This is a genomic window from Undibacterium sp. YM2, from assembly GCF_009937975.1.
GTDB lineage: Bacteria > Pseudomonadota > Gammaproteobacteria > Burkholderiales > Burkholderiaceae_D > Undibacterium.
This window is the reverse complement of sequence record NZ_AP018441.1, coordinates 4,243,923-4,258,884: the sequence shown is the minus strand read 5'-3', so window position 1 is coordinate 4,258,884 and position 14,962 is coordinate 4,243,923. Positions and strand designations below refer to the sequence as shown.

The 14,962-nt window shown below is 49.7% G+C and carries 17 protein-coding genes; 11 read left to right on the top strand and 6 right to left on the bottom strand.

What is annotated here, in order from left to right:
• Positions 1-131: 131 nt before the first annotated feature.
• The 3 genes from UNDYM_RS19175 to UNDYM_RS19165 all read right to left on the bottom strand — a co-directional run bounded on the left by UNDYM_RS19175 (position 132) and on the right by UNDYM_RS19165 (position 2,029).
• Entirely contained in the window at positions 132-893 is a 762-nt protein-coding gene (locus tag UNDYM_RS19175) for a hypothetical protein (protein WP_162042471.1), read from the bottom strand.
• A gap of 124 nt (positions 894-1,017) precedes the next feature.
• Entirely contained in the window at positions 1,018-1,317 is a 300-nt protein-coding gene (locus tag UNDYM_RS19170) for a hypothetical protein (protein ID WP_162042470.1), read from the bottom strand.
• Between the two features lie 250 nt (positions 1,318-1,567).
• A complete protein-coding gene (locus UNDYM_RS19165; RefSeq protein ID WP_162042469.1) occupies positions 1,568-2,029 on the bottom strand; it encodes a hypothetical protein in 462 nt (153 codons plus the stop codon).
• Positions 2,030-2,318: 289 nt separating this feature from the next.
• On the opposite strand from UNDYM_RS19165, the gene UNDYM_RS19160 reads away from it, so the two are divergent.
• The 4 genes from UNDYM_RS19160 to UNDYM_RS19145 all read left to right on the top strand — a co-directional run bounded on the left by UNDYM_RS19160 (position 2,319) and on the right by UNDYM_RS19145 (position 4,573).
• Positions 2,319-2,990, top strand: coding sequence for a hypothetical protein (locus UNDYM_RS19160; RefSeq protein ID WP_232063547.1), 672 nt, complete (start codon positions 2,319-2,321; stop codon positions 2,988-2,990).
• Positions 2,991-3,325: 335 nt separating this feature from the next.
• Positions 3,326-3,664: a hypothetical protein gene (locus UNDYM_RS19155; protein ID WP_162042467.1), complete on the top strand. Its 339-nt coding sequence runs from the start codon at positions 3,326-3,328 to the stop codon at positions 3,662-3,664.
• Positions 3,665-3,703: 39 nt separating this feature from the next.
• A complete protein-coding gene (locus tag UNDYM_RS19150) occupies positions 3,704-4,003 on the top strand; it encodes a hypothetical protein (protein ID WP_162042466.1) in 300 nt (99 codons plus the stop codon).
• Entirely contained in the window at positions 4,004-4,573 is a 570-nt protein-coding gene (locus tag UNDYM_RS19145; RefSeq protein ID WP_162042465.1) for an SMI1/KNR4 family protein, read from the top strand. It abuts the gene before it with no gap.
• A 57-nt stretch (positions 4,574-4,630) separates the two neighbouring features.
• Here UNDYM_RS19145 and UNDYM_RS19140 read toward each other — a convergent pair whose 3' ends face one another.
• Positions 4,631-6,796 (bottom strand): metallophosphoesterase, encoded by a 2,166-nt coding sequence (locus UNDYM_RS19140; protein ID WP_197740923.1) that lies wholly within the window; start codon positions 6,794-6,796, stop codon positions 4,631-4,633.
• 217 nt (positions 6,797-7,013) lie between these two features.
• The gene (locus UNDYM_RS19135) at positions 7,014-8,492 is read right to left on the bottom strand and encodes an MFS transporter (protein WP_162044708.1); all 1,479 of its coding nucleotides are present in this window, start codon (positions 8,490-8,492) and stop codon (positions 7,014-7,016) included.
• Between the two features lie 139 nt (positions 8,493-8,631).
• On the opposite strand from UNDYM_RS19135, the gene UNDYM_RS19130 reads away from it, so the two are divergent.
• The 3 genes from UNDYM_RS19130 to UNDYM_RS19120 all read left to right on the top strand — a co-directional run bounded on the left by UNDYM_RS19130 (position 8,632) and on the right by UNDYM_RS19120 (position 11,522).
• A complete protein-coding gene (locus UNDYM_RS19130) occupies positions 8,632-9,522 on the top strand; it encodes a LysR family transcriptional regulator (protein ID WP_162042464.1) in 891 nt (296 codons plus the stop codon).
• Positions 9,523-10,114: 592 nt separating this feature from the next.
• Positions 10,115-10,708 (top strand): hypothetical protein, encoded by a 594-nt coding sequence (locus UNDYM_RS19125; RefSeq protein ID WP_162042463.1) that lies wholly within the window; start codon positions 10,115-10,117, stop codon positions 10,706-10,708.
• Position 10,709: 1 nt separating this feature from the next.
• A complete protein-coding gene (locus UNDYM_RS19120; protein WP_162042462.1) occupies positions 10,710-11,522 on the top strand; it encodes a transglycosylase SLT domain-containing protein in 813 nt (270 codons plus the stop codon).
• Positions 11,523-11,593: 71 nt separating this feature from the next.
• Here UNDYM_RS19120 and UNDYM_RS19115 read toward each other — a convergent pair whose 3' ends face one another.
• Positions 11,594-12,577 (bottom strand): hypothetical protein, encoded by a 984-nt coding sequence (locus tag UNDYM_RS19115; protein ID WP_162042461.1) that lies wholly within the window; start codon positions 12,575-12,577, stop codon positions 11,594-11,596.
• A 531-nt stretch (positions 12,578-13,108) separates the two neighbouring features.
• Between UNDYM_RS19115 and UNDYM_RS19110 the strand changes: the two genes are divergently transcribed.
• From UNDYM_RS19110 to UNDYM_RS19095, 4 genes are all read left to right on the top strand, one after another.
• On the top strand, positions 13,109-13,597 hold the full coding sequence (locus UNDYM_RS19110; RefSeq protein WP_162042460.1) for a hypothetical protein: 489 nt from the start codon (positions 13,109-13,111) through the stop codon (positions 13,595-13,597).
• A gap of 93 nt (positions 13,598-13,690) precedes the next feature.
• Entirely contained in the window at positions 13,691-14,101 is a 411-nt protein-coding gene (locus UNDYM_RS19105) for a DUF4259 domain-containing protein (protein WP_162042459.1), read from the top strand.
• 4 nt (positions 14,102-14,105) lie between these two features.
• Complete coding sequence (locus UNDYM_RS19100; RefSeq protein ID WP_162042458.1) at positions 14,106-14,603, top strand: hypothetical protein; 498 nt, start codon at positions 14,106-14,108, stop codon at positions 14,601-14,603.
• A complete protein-coding gene (locus UNDYM_RS19095; RefSeq protein WP_162042457.1) occupies positions 14,596-14,928 on the top strand; it encodes a hypothetical protein in 333 nt (110 codons plus the stop codon). The genes UNDYM_RS19100 and UNDYM_RS19095 overlap by 8 nt, the downstream gene beginning before the upstream one ends.
• The last annotated feature ends 34 nt before the right edge of the window (positions 14,929-14,962 follow it).

Genomic DNA, 14,962 nt, shown 5'->3' with positions numbered 1-14,962 from the left:
GAGCGCAGATTTATATGCTGAATTGTTGGCGAAATCGCTGATTTTCTCTTTGCAATTGATGCTCAAAATAATTTTTTCAACTCCATGAGGATAGCGCTTTTCAGTGATGAATAAGTTAACTTTGAATGATTTTAGGCAGTTTCATTTTCTTTTTTCAACGCGATAGCTAAATCCAGGATTTCTGATTGATAAACGTAATCCCGCATCCCACGGCTCAGATAGACAACTACAAAAGCCAGCAGGCCTAGTAGGATTACAGCACCGAATAAAAATTCATAGAGAGGGGTGGAGAGTAGAGAAATTTCGGGAAATTTCACAGGAGAGGTTTTAGACGAAAATTCTTTTATCAAGGTCCATCCAATTGCCGCCAGTGAGATGAATGCTAACTTGTCTGGGGAGCCGATCACGAGACTGACTTTGTATTTGATACGGGTGATCTTTAACTGGATGATTCTTTGTGCATGCTCCAGATCTTTTTTTGAGTATGCATCCAACTCGCGTACATGTTTTTGATCGGTTTCGATGCCAAGAATGAAGTACTCCAGCGACGTCTTTTTCAGATTTTTGATAGTCACAATGGCAGAAAAAATCGTGATCAGCAAGGCGCAGGTTGGAAGGATGATTGCGGCGGCACCCAGAGCAAGGGCGAGCATCACGGCATACTTATTTAAGGGGCTGATCACATGCCACAATGCGAAGATGATGATCAGGCCAAATAACAGAAACCCTGCTTTCATCAATCTGCCTGAGATCTTTTCACTCCAGCGTTCTAGTCTGGATGCAAGTTCTGATCCTTCAATACCACACATGCCATGTAATTTTCTGATGATGTCCAGAGTTTGCGGTTTTTGTATCTTGACTGCTTGATGTTTGAATGAGCGCGGCATAAGCATTGGCATATATAGTTAAATAATAAATAACTATAATTGTATTTTTTACTACTTGCCAGTGAAATTGATTTTTTAAAGTGTGTGCTTATTTGTTTGAGCGCTATCGTTGCTGTCTTCTCATCGGTGACTATGGCTTATCCAATTCTGTATTGATCGGTAAATTATTTGACCCGGTATCAATATTCAAAATATCTTGAACAGTTTTCTTTGGCAATTGTTCACCTGTTGGTGACAGACTTGTAGCGTAATCGATAGCCCAGTTCACGCGACCATCCTTTAAATCCGGGAAGGGAATTGCAGGAAATTGCCCGATATTTCTCCAGGCATATATATCGCCTGGAACAGGTGGAGTTTGTTGGAAAATGTAAAAATTATCTTGAGCATGACTTTTATTCAGGACTCTGATTGTGTACTTAGTTGTGGACATACATCCTCCAGGAACGAATTGAAATTTGCTGTAGATTAATCGTCTCAATATGCATTCATATCGCTTCAACAGTGATTAGGGGAATGCCAATTGACACTGCAATATAGCAAATAAAGCAATAAATTGCTATGGCGCCGCAAGCACAGACATAATGACCGTGGCGATATCGCCCACATAAAACTACACCCGTTTACCAGAGGCAAACGGGTGTAGTTTTATGGATTACTGTATTTAAACCTTAGCTAATACCTTATTGCCCAGGCTTGACCGGCACAACCAGTTCCCTCAGGATGCCGCCGCGTTCTGCGCTGCCGGACTGTGTGCCTGCACCGCGCATGCGTTGCAGGCAATAATCACGGTCTGTTGGTGGGAGGGCGTTGCAGCGGAGTTCGCGGTTGCGCTGGAGCTGGTCTTCGCTTGCTGTCGTGAGGCTGCCAGATTTGGCTTGTTGTCTGGCGGCACCAGCCTCGCGCAGGCAGGTTTCTTTTGATTGATTCGTCTCGCCTTTGTTGCAGCGTTCCCGTTCTTGTTCGTAACGGGCGCGGGCGCTGCTATCGTCACGATCTGCGGCTACACATGTGCCTGCCAGCAGGACGGAGGAGATGATAGCGGCGACCAGGGCTGCGGCGGTTTTGCCTGCAGGCATGCGCGTTTGCGTGTGCGGCAGCTTGAGTGGATTGGTGTCGGCGGATACTGTTTGATCGTGTTTCATGGCATGACCTCATTGAGATGGTATAGATGCTGTACATGCGGGCGAAGGCAGGTGCACTGCCACAAGCCCGCAATTTACTTGTCACTGGATATCAGTTTAGTCGAAAGCAAATGCTATTTCTGCGTGCTACCGCACATTCGCCAATAAAATCTTTGTTTGCTTCAAGACATGCAGATGGCAGACAAGCGCGGACTTCAAGTATCATGGCTCCGTCCCTAAGCATGCGACGTATGGTTACTTCGCCAGGCCGCATCTACATCACAAGTATCCATCGTATTTGAAAGATCAAATGTCCATGAAGCTTTCCACATCCCTGCAATTTACTGTTTTGTTATTGACCGTGGCACTGCACAGCAACAGCCAGGCGCAACAAAGCACGGTCTTTGGCAAGAAAATGCCAGCCACGGCACCGGCACTGCGTGATTTTGTACCGCCCGGCTGGATGGTGGAAAGCCAGGTCAGCGGTGACCTTAATGGTGATGGACTGGCCGATATTGCCGCCGTACTGGTGGAGGGCAAGGGCGCAACTGACGACAGGCAGCGTGGCTTGATCGTGCTGCAGGCGAGTGCGGGAAAGGGCTATAGTGTATTGGGCAGCAATGGCAAGCTGCTGCAATGCCAGGGTTGTGGTGGTGTCAAAGATGGTGTCAATGTCGCGGTTAAAAACGGCGTGCTGGTCGTTAGCCAGTATAGCGGTTCGCGTGAATACTCAGTCTATACCTGGCGCTTCCGCCTGGATGCTGCCAGCCAGCGCCTGCAAATGATAGGCATAGATGAAGAAGAGGCAGATGGTATGGTGGGCAAGGGTTCTACCGTCAGCACCAACTTGCTGACTGGCCTGCAAATCAGCGAAAGCTATCAGTATGACGAGAAGCGTGATCGCAAAGTCATATTGAGTTCAAAGAAAGGCAAGGTCGCAAAAAGCATGACTTTGCTGGAGGATGCGGTTGGGAGTCAATAAAAATGCGATGCTACGATGCTTTGATAGCGATACGATCAATGCAGCGTAATAGTGTGCTTGCAGTAAAAAAGAAAAAATTCAATCGATGAAAAAATCTTTATTAACCTTAGTTTTACTGTTCGCTGCCATATTTTCGAAGTTTGCTTTAGCAGAGCCATTGCGCAATTCCCGCTGCAATGGTGAAAGCATGAAAACTGTGTGGAGGGTGCAGGAAAATGATCTTCAAGTAGGTATCAGCAATCAATTTGATAGCTCTCTCGGTGCATGCGTCAGGCGTTTGGCAATAAAAAAACTCTGCCCTCCCAGCTCGAAAACAAACAGTTTATACCGAGATGATGGCCGAGGTACCCGTAGCTATTTGGCCAGCTAGCTCAAGATTGTTGATAGCCTGGGAATCTGGTAGCGCATTCTGGATTACTGTCTATGATATGAAAAGTAAAGGTATTCAGAAGGTGCTAGATGTAAGGAAAAAGGGCCTGCCAGAAATTACTTACCAATCGAATGGAATGGAGCGTCTGAGCTTCCCAGGATACGGTAATGAAGGCGGCGGGCATATAAAAGACGGGTCATCTAATTTGCAAATGGCTGATGTTTATACCTGGCAAGGCGAGATGTACGTGGAACAAAAAAATTTGCCCTTTGCAAATCGTTTTGAAGAGCGGCAAAAGCGGTAAGTCAGATAGACGCTTGCCAAGGTATGTAATGGAGTAAGAATGACAGACAAAGTAAACATCATTGATCTGAAAATAAATGACGCCCTGAAAAATTCGCCTTACTTACCAGACGAAAGAATAGTCGAAGAATTAAGAAGACTAAAATCTCTGGGGCAACCGCCGTCTGCCTTGCTAAAGTATTTGAAAAATGAACTTCCAGAACTTTCTGGACTGTATTTCATTAAATATTTCAGAGCCGCATTTGGCATGTCTTTAAAGGCAGCGAAACCTGTAGCAGGTTGGTTGACTATGGGGCTTTCAGATGAAAGAGTTGATCAATTCATTTCTGAGGAATGGTAAATGGATTCCAGATTACCTTTGCTTTCAATCAGAGAAATTCAGGCTGGACTCAATAAAGAGTTTGAGCATCTCGAACCAGAGTTAAGTGGATATCGCCTGCTGGAAGGTAATCTCCAATCAAGACATCTGCTTGATTTGGAACGTGAACTTTCTATCAAATTGCCTGAAGATTTTCGACTGCTTATTTCGGAATTCGATTTTGGAAATTTAACTATTGGCCCAGTCAGTTTTGGTTTCTCTTGCGACTATACAGATATGCTGCTGGAATTGAATACAAAGCTAAGGTGGTGGGGCCCTGGTGCACGCCCTGAATTAATGATAATGGTGGCGAACTCGGATCCATTTGCAATTATGCTAGATGTTGGTAGCGGGCATGTGCTGGCAATGGATGCTGAATTGGGTTATGAAAGAGCTACTCTCATTGCAAGAAATTTTGCTTCCTTTTTTGCAGGCCTTGGAACGACTGTTTTATTACGGAATCAGACTGAAAATAAGAAAGAATTGGCACAACGAATTGCCAATGAAATAGGTAGTGATGATTTGGAGTTTTGGAATTTTTTGATGCGATAAGCCCTCGTCTTTATAAATCCCCCGTTTGCCATTTGCCAAACGGAGGGATCAAGCGCCTTAATTAAAACTGGCAGAGCTAGTATTAGTATTCGTCAACGTCTGGGTTTTGAAGTTGACGGTGAAGCGGTCGCTGGGTTTGCCTGAGCCCAGTCCTTTGAGAATGCTGAATACTTGCTTGAACTGGTTTTGGAAAAGCACGTTGACCGCATTCTGGTCTGATGGTTTGCCGTCAAGCATACTGATGGCAGCCGGGCTGGCCGGGAAGGCGTTCATCAGGACCTTGTATTGCTTGACCCTGTCTGTGCCCATGTCGCGCAAAGCCAGTTCGCCTGCATAGACGGTGCGGTGGAAGTCGCCATAGAATTCATAGGCGCTGATCTTGGCGAAGTCATCCAGCTTATAACCGGCAGCAGTGGCAAGCTGTGTTGCCTTGTTGGTGGCTACTGTCCAGTCGGCGGTCAATTGGCTGGCTGAGACAGGCGTGCCGCTGACGCTGCCTTTGGACATGCAGGTGGCACTCAGCGGTAAGACGCCGGGGATGTCTTTCAATTGCGCGAATGTGACCTGGGTTTGCAATTGCGACAGGATCAGCATCTGTTTGGCGTCAAGGCTGGTGGCGGCTTCTTTCATTTCGCAAGGCCAGTATTCATCCATGAAGCGCAGGCGTGAGAGTTCGCCAAAATAGAAGCGGGTAAATTCGCCATAGGATTTGGTGGCGAGGATATCCTTGCTCCAGCGCTTGCTGACGTCAGCGGCGAGACTGCTGTTTTGCAGATAGTCGTACTCGGTCTGGTAATACTTGAAGAGTTCGTTATAGCGTGCCACGTTGTTGAGGGACACGGTTTCGATATCGACGGTATCCTGGTCCTTGTATTTGACGATCTTGTAGGCGGCACCAAATACGGCCAGCGAGGGTGACTGTACATTCACGAAGTAATTGCCGGATGCGTCCTTGTAATCATTTGTGCCATTGAAGTGCATGTGGCCGCCCATGTGCAATTGCATGCCTGTGGCTGCGAGTGCAGTAGTGGTTGCCTGCTCAGGCACACGTGCCACCTGGAAGGCGCCCGATTTGAAGACGGCCTTCATGGTATCAGTCTGGTTGGCGTAAAAATCCATGGTCGGATAATGCGAGAATGCAATCAGGCGCTTGCCCTGGGCCTTGGCGCGGGCAGTGACGGTTTTGATCCATGCCAGCAAATGTTTTTTATGCGTCAGTACTTTGTTCCAGCCCGCATTGCCAGCGCCATCAAAGCCTTTGAATGCCTTGGCATTGACAGGGTCAAATGCGCCGTTGGGGATATGGACATTGGCGTCGATTGAGAGCAGCCAGACACCCTTGACCGGTTCTACCAGATAGCTGGAATCGATGATGCTGGTGCATTTTGTAAATGCCTTGCCCAGGGTTTTTTCACCTTCTGCCTTGTAGCTGCCGCCTTCGCCTTCTGCACAAATTTCAAACTGGCGGTTTTTTACATCGGCGCTGGTCAGTGCTGCGTCATAGGTATAGGTGGAATTGGCATAGCTGGAAAACGGCGTCTCCCAATACACGTCAGCCTTGTTGGGCATGTAGCCAAATTCACCCAGTTGGGCGATCAGTTTTTCGTAGCCGAGTTCCATGAGCTGGTTGGTGCAGGCGACAGTGGCGTCCTGTGATTTGCAGCCGGAATAATTGACGGCATAAACTTTTTGTTCTTTGCCTTCTGCGGTCAGGAAGTCATTTTTGCCAGCTTCGTCATCGTCATAAGGCTCATTAGGATCATGATTGCCGGGCGCGATAAAGAAGCGCATGCCTTTGGCCTGATACTCTTTCAAGATGGCGGCAATGCCATCGATGTTGACGGGTTGTGCATCGTCAGAATAATCGCCCGACAAGGCTACCAGCCTGATGCCGCGTGCGTAAGCGTCATCCAGTGCGCCACGGAAGGCAAAGTAGTTTTCATTAAACAGGCGGGTCGAAGTCAGTTGCGCATACATGGTACGTATGGTGGCAAATTTGCCGTCACCAGTAGGTATGCCTGAGAACTTGGCATTTTTGAGGTCACCATAGACGTTTTCAAAATGCACGTCAGACATGACGGCCACGGCGGGTGTTTCAGCAACGGGTTCTGGTGCGGGCGTTGCAGCATCTTTGCTGTTGCCGCAAGCGATCAGTGCCAGCGGCAAGCATAATGAGAGCAATTGCTTTGCGGCCTTGCGCTCATTTAAAAAACGAACATTCATGGTCTTTCCTGTCACAGGTTCGGAGACTCACCTGGCACATGTGTGCCAGGCAGAGATGGATAGCGGGACTGTTGCAGGGACGTAAAATGAGAGGCACTAGCCGCCTGCATAGGCTGGCATTGTAAAGTTGCTTGATGACAAGATGGTGACGGCGCTTCTCAGGTGTTGCGGCAAATGCTGTGTTGCCTGAAATGAGTTCTGGAGTTGAATGCCTTGTTCAAACTGTGGGATTCGACTTTGCGAGCAATCGCCCTGTCCCGGCAATGCCCAGTGCCATCACCAGCATCACCCCTGCCACGATAAACGTGATCTGCATGCCAGTCGCAATCGCCACTGGCGTAGCTGCTCTGATGTCACTGCTTGCTGATGCCCAGGCAAATACCGCGCCCATCAAAGTTGCGCCCGTGATGAGGCCGAGGTTACGGGACAGGTTGAGCATGCCCGAGATCAGGCCGCGCTGATTCGGGGCGATTTCTTGCATGACGGCGGTATTGTTGGCGGCCTGGAAAAGCTGGTAGCCGGGTGTGAGTATGGTGATGGCGATGACGTAGCCAGAGATGCCTATGATGGACGGCAGCAGGGCGAGGGCGAATGCACCTGTGACCATGGCGACGAGCCCGCTGGTGACGGTGGCTGGTGCACCCATGCGATCTACAATGCGGCCTGCGACAACGCCGCTGCAGGCGGAGATTATGGGGCCTATGGACATGACGAGGCCGACCATGGCATCGCTAAGTGCCAGCGAGCGCGATAGGTAGAAAGGGCCGACCACCAGCGTGGCCATCATGACGGTGGCGACCAGGGTGTTCATGGCCAGGCTGGTGCTGAGATTGATGTCGCGGAATAGGGCGGGGCGTATCAGTGGTGATGCGACTTTGGTTTCTACCAGTATGAACAACGCCGCGCCAAGGATTGCGGCAAGCAGCAATGCCAGATTCAGTGCGCCAAAATGTCCGCGACCCAGCGTCATGGCGAGGGCATAAGCGGCCAGAGTCAGGGCCAGCATGAGTGTGCCTGTGTGATCAAAGCGCTGGCTGGCTTTATTATTGGCTTTATTATTGGCTTTGTTGTTGGCTTGCTGGTCTTGTGGCAGGTAACGTTGCGCGAGTATGAAACTCAGGATGCCCAGCGGCAGATTGATCAGGAAGATCGCGCGCCAGTTGACGCCCGCAATCAGTATACCGCCCAGTGAAGGGCCAAGGGCCGTGCCAACGGCAGACATGGTACCCAGCAAACCCATGGCGCTACCGGTTTTCTCTTTGCTAACGGTTTCACCGACAAAGGCCATGGTCAACGCCATCATGATGGCGGCCCCCAGGCCTTGCACCGCGCGGGCAGCGATCAGCATATTCAATGTGGGGGCTGCGCCGCACAGGGCAGAAGCGATCGTGAACAGGGCAATACCTGCCAGCAACAGGCGTTTGCGCCCCACCATATCCCCCAGGCGGCCTACGCTGACAATAAGGGTGGTGATGGCGAGCAGGTAGGCGACGACTACCCATTGCACTTGCTGGAATGAGGCATTGAATACATGCGTCAGGGTTGGTAATCCCACATTGGCGATGCTGGTGCCCAGTGAAGACAGCAACATGGACAGCGACAGGCTGGCGAGTATCCAGCGAACTGAGGATGACATTTGTGGGCTGCCTGCACTACTTGTTACAGTCGCAGCGATAGATTCTGGTACGGCTTTCATTTTTGGGCTGTCTTGGATGGTGATGCCTTGATCATAGGCTTTTGCGATATAAGGCGGAAGACGCACGGTTTGCACTTTATTCATGCGTATGACGCTATGCCATAAACTGTGTCAGGCGAAAGCGCGTTAGAATAAATGCATGTCTATCCCCGACCTGAACCTGCTGATTACTCTGGATGCCGTGCTTGCAGAAGGCAGCGTGGCGCGTGCTGCTGCCAGGCTGCGGCTGAGTCCATCTGCCATGAGCCGCGCGCTGGCACGCCTGCGCGAGACCACGGGTGACCCTTTGCTGGTCAGGGCAGGGCGCGGTCTGGTGCCTACACCGAGGGCGCTGGAGTTGCGTGAACAGGTTAGCCAACTGGTGCAGGATGCACAGGCGGCATTGCGCCCGGTTGCTGAGCTTGATCTTGCCAAATTGACGCAGACTTTTACCCTGCGCACCAGCGATGGCTTTGTCGAAAACTTTGGCCCCGCCCTGATCGCCCGCATCAGTGCAGAAGCGCCAGGTGTGCGCCTGACTTTCATGCCGAAATTGAACAAGGACAGCACGCTCTTGCGTGATGGCACAGTCGATCTGGAAACCGGCGTGGTCGGCGATGCCATCAGCCCTGAAGTACGTACCCGCGCCTTGTTCCGTGACCGTTTCATTGGCGTCATGCGCATGGGGCATCCCTTGAGCGAGCTTGTCATGACGCCAGCCGTGTATGCATCTGGCAAACATGTGCTGGTGGCTCGCCGCACGCAGAGCAAGGGGCCGATGGCGGATGCATTGAAGCCGTATGGGCTGGAGCGCGATGTGCTGACGACCGTGGGGGGCTTTTCTGCGGCGCTGGCATTGGCGCGGGCATCTGATTTGATTGCTACCGTACCTGCGCGGCATACGGGCAATTTGCGGGCGGGCATGCATAGTTTTGAGCTGCCATTTCCTGCGCTGGAGATTACTGTCTCGATGTTATGGCACCCGCGTATGGATGCTGATCCTGGGCACCGGTGGTTGCGGCAGTGTTTGTGGGAGGTTTGTGCGGGGTAGGGTGAGCAGGAGGACGGGGGCTTATGTCAGTCATGCTTAAACGTGCATCACGGTTTAACGAGACTGGATGCCAGATCGAGTCTCACTGCTGTCCGGAATAGTTATCTTGACTCATTTGGAGAGTCAAGTACGAACAGAGTCGCGGCGATTCTTCTACGTCGAAGACTTAATTCTGCAATTGAATAATTTTTGCCAGCGATCATGCTTAAAGCTCCTTCCCCTTCAAGGGGAAGGTTGGGATGGGGATGGGTTTCTGTAGCAAAATCATGTACAGCCAATCGACCGAAACCCATCCCCACCCTAACCCTCCCCTTGAAAGGGAGGGAATTTACTCGTTATTGTTTGTCAAGGACATTATTCCGGACAGCGGTGAGATCGAGTCTGGCATGACGGTTGGGGGGGCTGGTGCTTGGTGGCGGAGATTGCCGTGTGTTGGAGAGCACGGCAAAGGCTACATTTATCTGGCACGGATAATCTATGTTGGCTGCCGCTTCTAATTTTATATAAAAACAAAAGTAAAAATATATTTTGTTGTAGAATAGGTATTGCTGATGCTTTTCCCCTTGCCTCATACTTCAAGAAGTGGATGCCTATGAATAACTACTTTCCTGGCAGTTTTCGTTTGTTGAGCAGTCTTGTCCTTGGGGCGGCCTTGCTGCCTGCTATTGCCAATGCGCAAGTGACGGCCAAATCAACCACCTATATCACTGAAGCCAGCCTCCATTGCGATGAGCTCGATGTCAGTGTCGAAACCTATTGCGAACCTAATGAACGTCTTGACGGTGCATGCTTCCTGCAAAAGGTGAAGCTGCGCCAGTCTGGCACAGACAAGTTTTCTGAAAAACTTTATCTGTATGAAGATTACCTGAAAGACCGTTCACTGATTACGCAACTGGCTTGTGTCAAGGGTAAAGGGGATAAAGGTAAAGAAGACAAGGGGCGGAACAAGATCGTGTTGAGTTCCACCAACCTCGGTAACTGCAAGTCTTGCGAGTGGGATGATTATTTTTCTGAGACGGGTGTTTTCCTTGGTTCCAGCCGCGAAAAATTTGGTGCAACGAATTTCAAACCCAAGGCCTTGCCTGGCAATTTTCTGCAAAAGCACGGTTTTGTGCTGGATGACAATGGACGTTTCACTGAAATTGAAAAAGTATCAGTAAAGCGCATACAGCGCGAGGGGAAATAAGATGGCAGGCGCAAAACATCATAAAACCAAGAACTTTAGCCATAACGGCGATCCACTGACGGCAGACTCCCAGGGCGACAGCCGCACCTGGGGGGATGCGAATGATCATGTGAAGTTTCAAGTGCAAAAAGAAATTGTGCAGCAGGCGGGCAAAGCCAATCTGTCACAAAAGGACACTGCCAATTTGCTGGCGCTGGCCGAGGTGGAGTCTGGTTTCAACCCTGACGCCGCAACGACTTCGCGCAAGTCTTCTGCATCCGGTGTGTTTGCGATTACCGACAGCACGGCCAAAGATGCAACAGAAAGATTGAGCGGCACCAAGCGCATAGGTGGCTATGAAGTGGCCGAAAAATACGACAGGTTCAACACGGCATCGAATGTGTCGTTCGGTATTGCAGTCTATCTGGATAAAAAGAAGGTCGCCGGTTCTGATGATGTCGGTGATATCTACAAAGCCTGGAATACCAACCCGGCAGAATACAATAAATTGCTGACTCGCCTCGACAAGCATGCAACACAGTATGATAAAGACCTGACCAATAAGGTCTGGGACGGCCCAGGCCCGGCAGCACCCGTCAAACCCGTAACGCCCGCCAAGCCTGGTGAAACAGCAGAGCCAGCAAAATCTACTAAACTGGCAGCAGAAGAGCCCAAAAAATCTGGCGATGTGTTGTCATCCATCCCGTTGTTGAACAAGGCAGGGCAGGATGCCGACAAAAACTGGAATATGCTGATGGGTACGGATTCACCCTCCAGCCGCATGATGATGCGGGTGCCGGAGCCGGTGAAGAAAGAGACTGTCAAGCCGCAATAGCTTGAAAATAAATGCAGTATATGGCGGAAGTTGTGAGGGCTTCCGTCATAAATATCATTGTCTGCATAGCTCTAAGTTTTCCGTAACTGGTCCCACGTAGTTCCAAACGCCCACTTGATGCTCCGTATGCCGCGTTGCATGGCGTTGCCCAATATCAGCACGTGTTCGCCTTCTACATTTGTACCACGCAAAGTTGGGTCGAGGATTTCAAATGCCCGGCCAGCCTGGGCGGGGCGATATGGAAAAGCTATTTTCAACTGTAAAGGCGATGTGCCGTAAGTATAAAGAATGACTATCACCGCATCGAAACGGCCTTCTTCAATATCAGCGTAACCATCATAAGAAAACACTTGCCATGTTGCACCGTCCGGGTTTTTCTCCAGACAATCAACACCATACTGCAAAGCCTGTTCATGGCTTTCACCTGGCAGGCCAGACATCAGCGCGCACCAGGACATGGGCGCAGTTGAGCGCAGCATCAAGGGCAGCACAGCACCACCGTCAGCCGCCATCATCATTTGCCATGAGGCAGTGCACCCCAGGGCCTGCATGCCTGTCCACCAAATGACAGGTGCGTTACGTTCGAGTTGCTGTATCAGGCTTGTGACATAGTCTGCAGCTTTTGATTGCTGGCTGTCTGCAAATATCTCTGCCTCTATCCAATCCAAAGGCATAAATGCAACGCCCTGGTCAGGCGCGAGGGCAATCAGCCGGGCAAACGGCTCGTTGGGTAATTGCATGCCAGCCGGTAATTCCTGGAGTGCCGATGCCTTGTCATGCCAATCGATATGCGCGCCTGTACGGCGACGCAGGACTTCAATCACATGATAGGCAATCAGGGCGCAAAAGTTGCGACCTTGCAGCGACCCTTGCATGTCGTCCCGGGATGGCTTTACACGTTCCCGCATGGCTGCAAATAATTGGTCCAGCCGCTGTAAACCTTTGTCCGAATAATCAAGCTGAGCTTGCTGCAGGGCTTTGGCAAATTTCCAGCCACCTTCTATTTCGCCACCGCTGGCATAGACATCCAAAAAACTTTTGGCTATTTCATTCATGTAGCAATCTTTCGGTGTGTTACTGAGGCGCTCAAGGTAAAAGTATCTGCTGTCTTTCGTCTTGGGAACGCCATTTTTTAGATAGATTGTAACGTATCAGTCAAACAGCAAAGATGTTGCCACCCATATTGAGAGGATAAGATTAAGTGATCAGGGCTTAAAAGAATTGCTCTGACCGATGCCTCAAATTTATAGTGTGGCTTATGACAATACCTGCTAAAGAATTGAAAAAAACCACAGGGTGCAAGCATCTGGCGTGTACTTGAGCGCCTGACGGTGACGCATGAAGAGCTCAGCCCTGAAGTGCATCGCGGCATCAGCTTTGGCTGGCCGCTGGTATTGTCCAGTCTTAAATCGCTACTGAAAACCGGGCGCGGTATCGATTACTGAGCTGGTTTTCACAGGGCTGCGCAAAATTGGCAGTGATCGCCTGATTTTGCCTGATCGCGCCTGATATTGTCTGGTTGACCATCCTCCCTGGTCATCGTATGCTGCTGCTTGATGATCTTTGCGCAGGAGCGTACATCTTTCATGCCGGTTACTCCATTTCATTTTGGTCTCGGTGCTGCCCTCAAGGCGGCAGCGCCGCGCCACGTCAGCTTTTTGTCTTTCGCTGCCGTGAATGTGTTCATTGATGTGGAGTCCGTGTATAAGCTCATGCATGCGCGATTCCCTGTGCATGCCTTCTTCCATACCTATCTTGGCGCGCCTTTGATGGCGGGTTTTACGGTCTTGCTTTTCCTGCTGGCACGCTGGTGCGCACGACGATTTTATCTGCCCAATTTTTATCGCTGGCAGCAATTGACGTTGTTACAGGTCAGCATTGGCGCCTTGCTTGGTGCCTTGTCCCATGTGGTATTCGACAGCATCATGCATGCAGACATACGGCCCTTGCACCCTTACAGTGATGAAAATGTTTTGTATGAAATCATCCCTTTGATGTACCTGCATTTGCTCTGCGTGTTTTTTGGTGTGCTGGGTTTGATAGGGGTGTATGTGCGCAAGGCGGATGAAGTTTGATGTGTGCCAACGCATCTTGACGTAATTACCTGACGTTTTTAACAGGAGGGCAGTCTGTCTTCCATTTGCTATTTCAAATTTAGGAGAACTGATATGGGTGCCTGGGCTGCCGATTCTTTTGGAAACGATACTGCATGTGACTGGGCTTATGCCATTGAAGACTGTAATGACCTGTCACTGGTAGAAGAAGCGCTGGACAAGATATTGCAGGAAGGAGATGGCTATATTGATGCTTCTGATGCAGAAGAGGCGATTGCCGCTATCGAGGTGATTGCCAGGTTGCAGGGCAACTGGGGCACGCGCAATGCGTACAGTGAAAGCGTCGATAAATGGGTCAGGAAATCTAAGCTGGTACCGGGCAAGGAACTGGTCGAGAAAGCCCATCAGGTGATTGCCAGAATTCTTGGGGATGAATCTGAACTCAAGGAACTTTGGGAAGATTCCAAGCTGTCGAATGAATGGTTAGCATCGGTGCAGAAGCTGGCGGGGCGGGTGAAGCTTTGATGTTATGGATGAAGATAAAAATAAGAATTTTTTGCTGCTGATTTTTTCTCTCGTCGAGTCAAAGTATGTCTCCGTTGCAGAGATCAACAATCTCGCAAGTGCGGCAAGCGTGTTAAGTGAGCTTGAAGTGATGCCAGAATTTTGGCTCACTGAACTGGCTGTGTGCCAAACTGCAGATGAGGCGCTGGATATTTTACGGGAACAAATAAGCGAACAGCATGCCATTTTTGACGAGCGCTATGTGTCACTTTTAACTGGCTTTTTGTATCTGAGTGTTCAGGAAGGAAAAATATCTCTATCAGAGTTTGAAGCTGAGCTAGTCGATGTTATTGATGGTTATAGCAATTACATGATGTTGACGATAGAAGACTTCTGTCATGATTTCTCGCCGTTGAATTGCCTGCCAGACCAAAACACAGCATTTGGTCGCTACCTGATTGATGCAGCAGAAAAGTCTAAAATTGAATTTTGCGCTGAGATAAAACCAATCCTGAGTGTTTGACGTTATTGATAATAAGAAAAAGGGTAGCGATAAAATGAACAGCCATCCAGTTTTATTTGCAGTTTTGATGTTCGTATCGCTCTGCGCTACCATCAAAATTTGGTGCATGGTCTTGCACAGACCTGGTCGGACTTGGGTCAAGTGTTTGCTTATGTTTATTTCTGCGATTCCTTTTTTTGGGCCTGTCTTCTTTGTGTTTGTTGATGCACCTCCTGTCTTGCCATTAGCTGAGCAGGAAAAGCCATTTCCTAAAGGGACTGAAGTCTATGCTGGTTTTAGGCCTTTGATTGAGGCCATCGGGAGATTTTTTAAAGGGACACCTTAGCCAGAAAAGAGTCACTGTACAGCAGATGATTTGC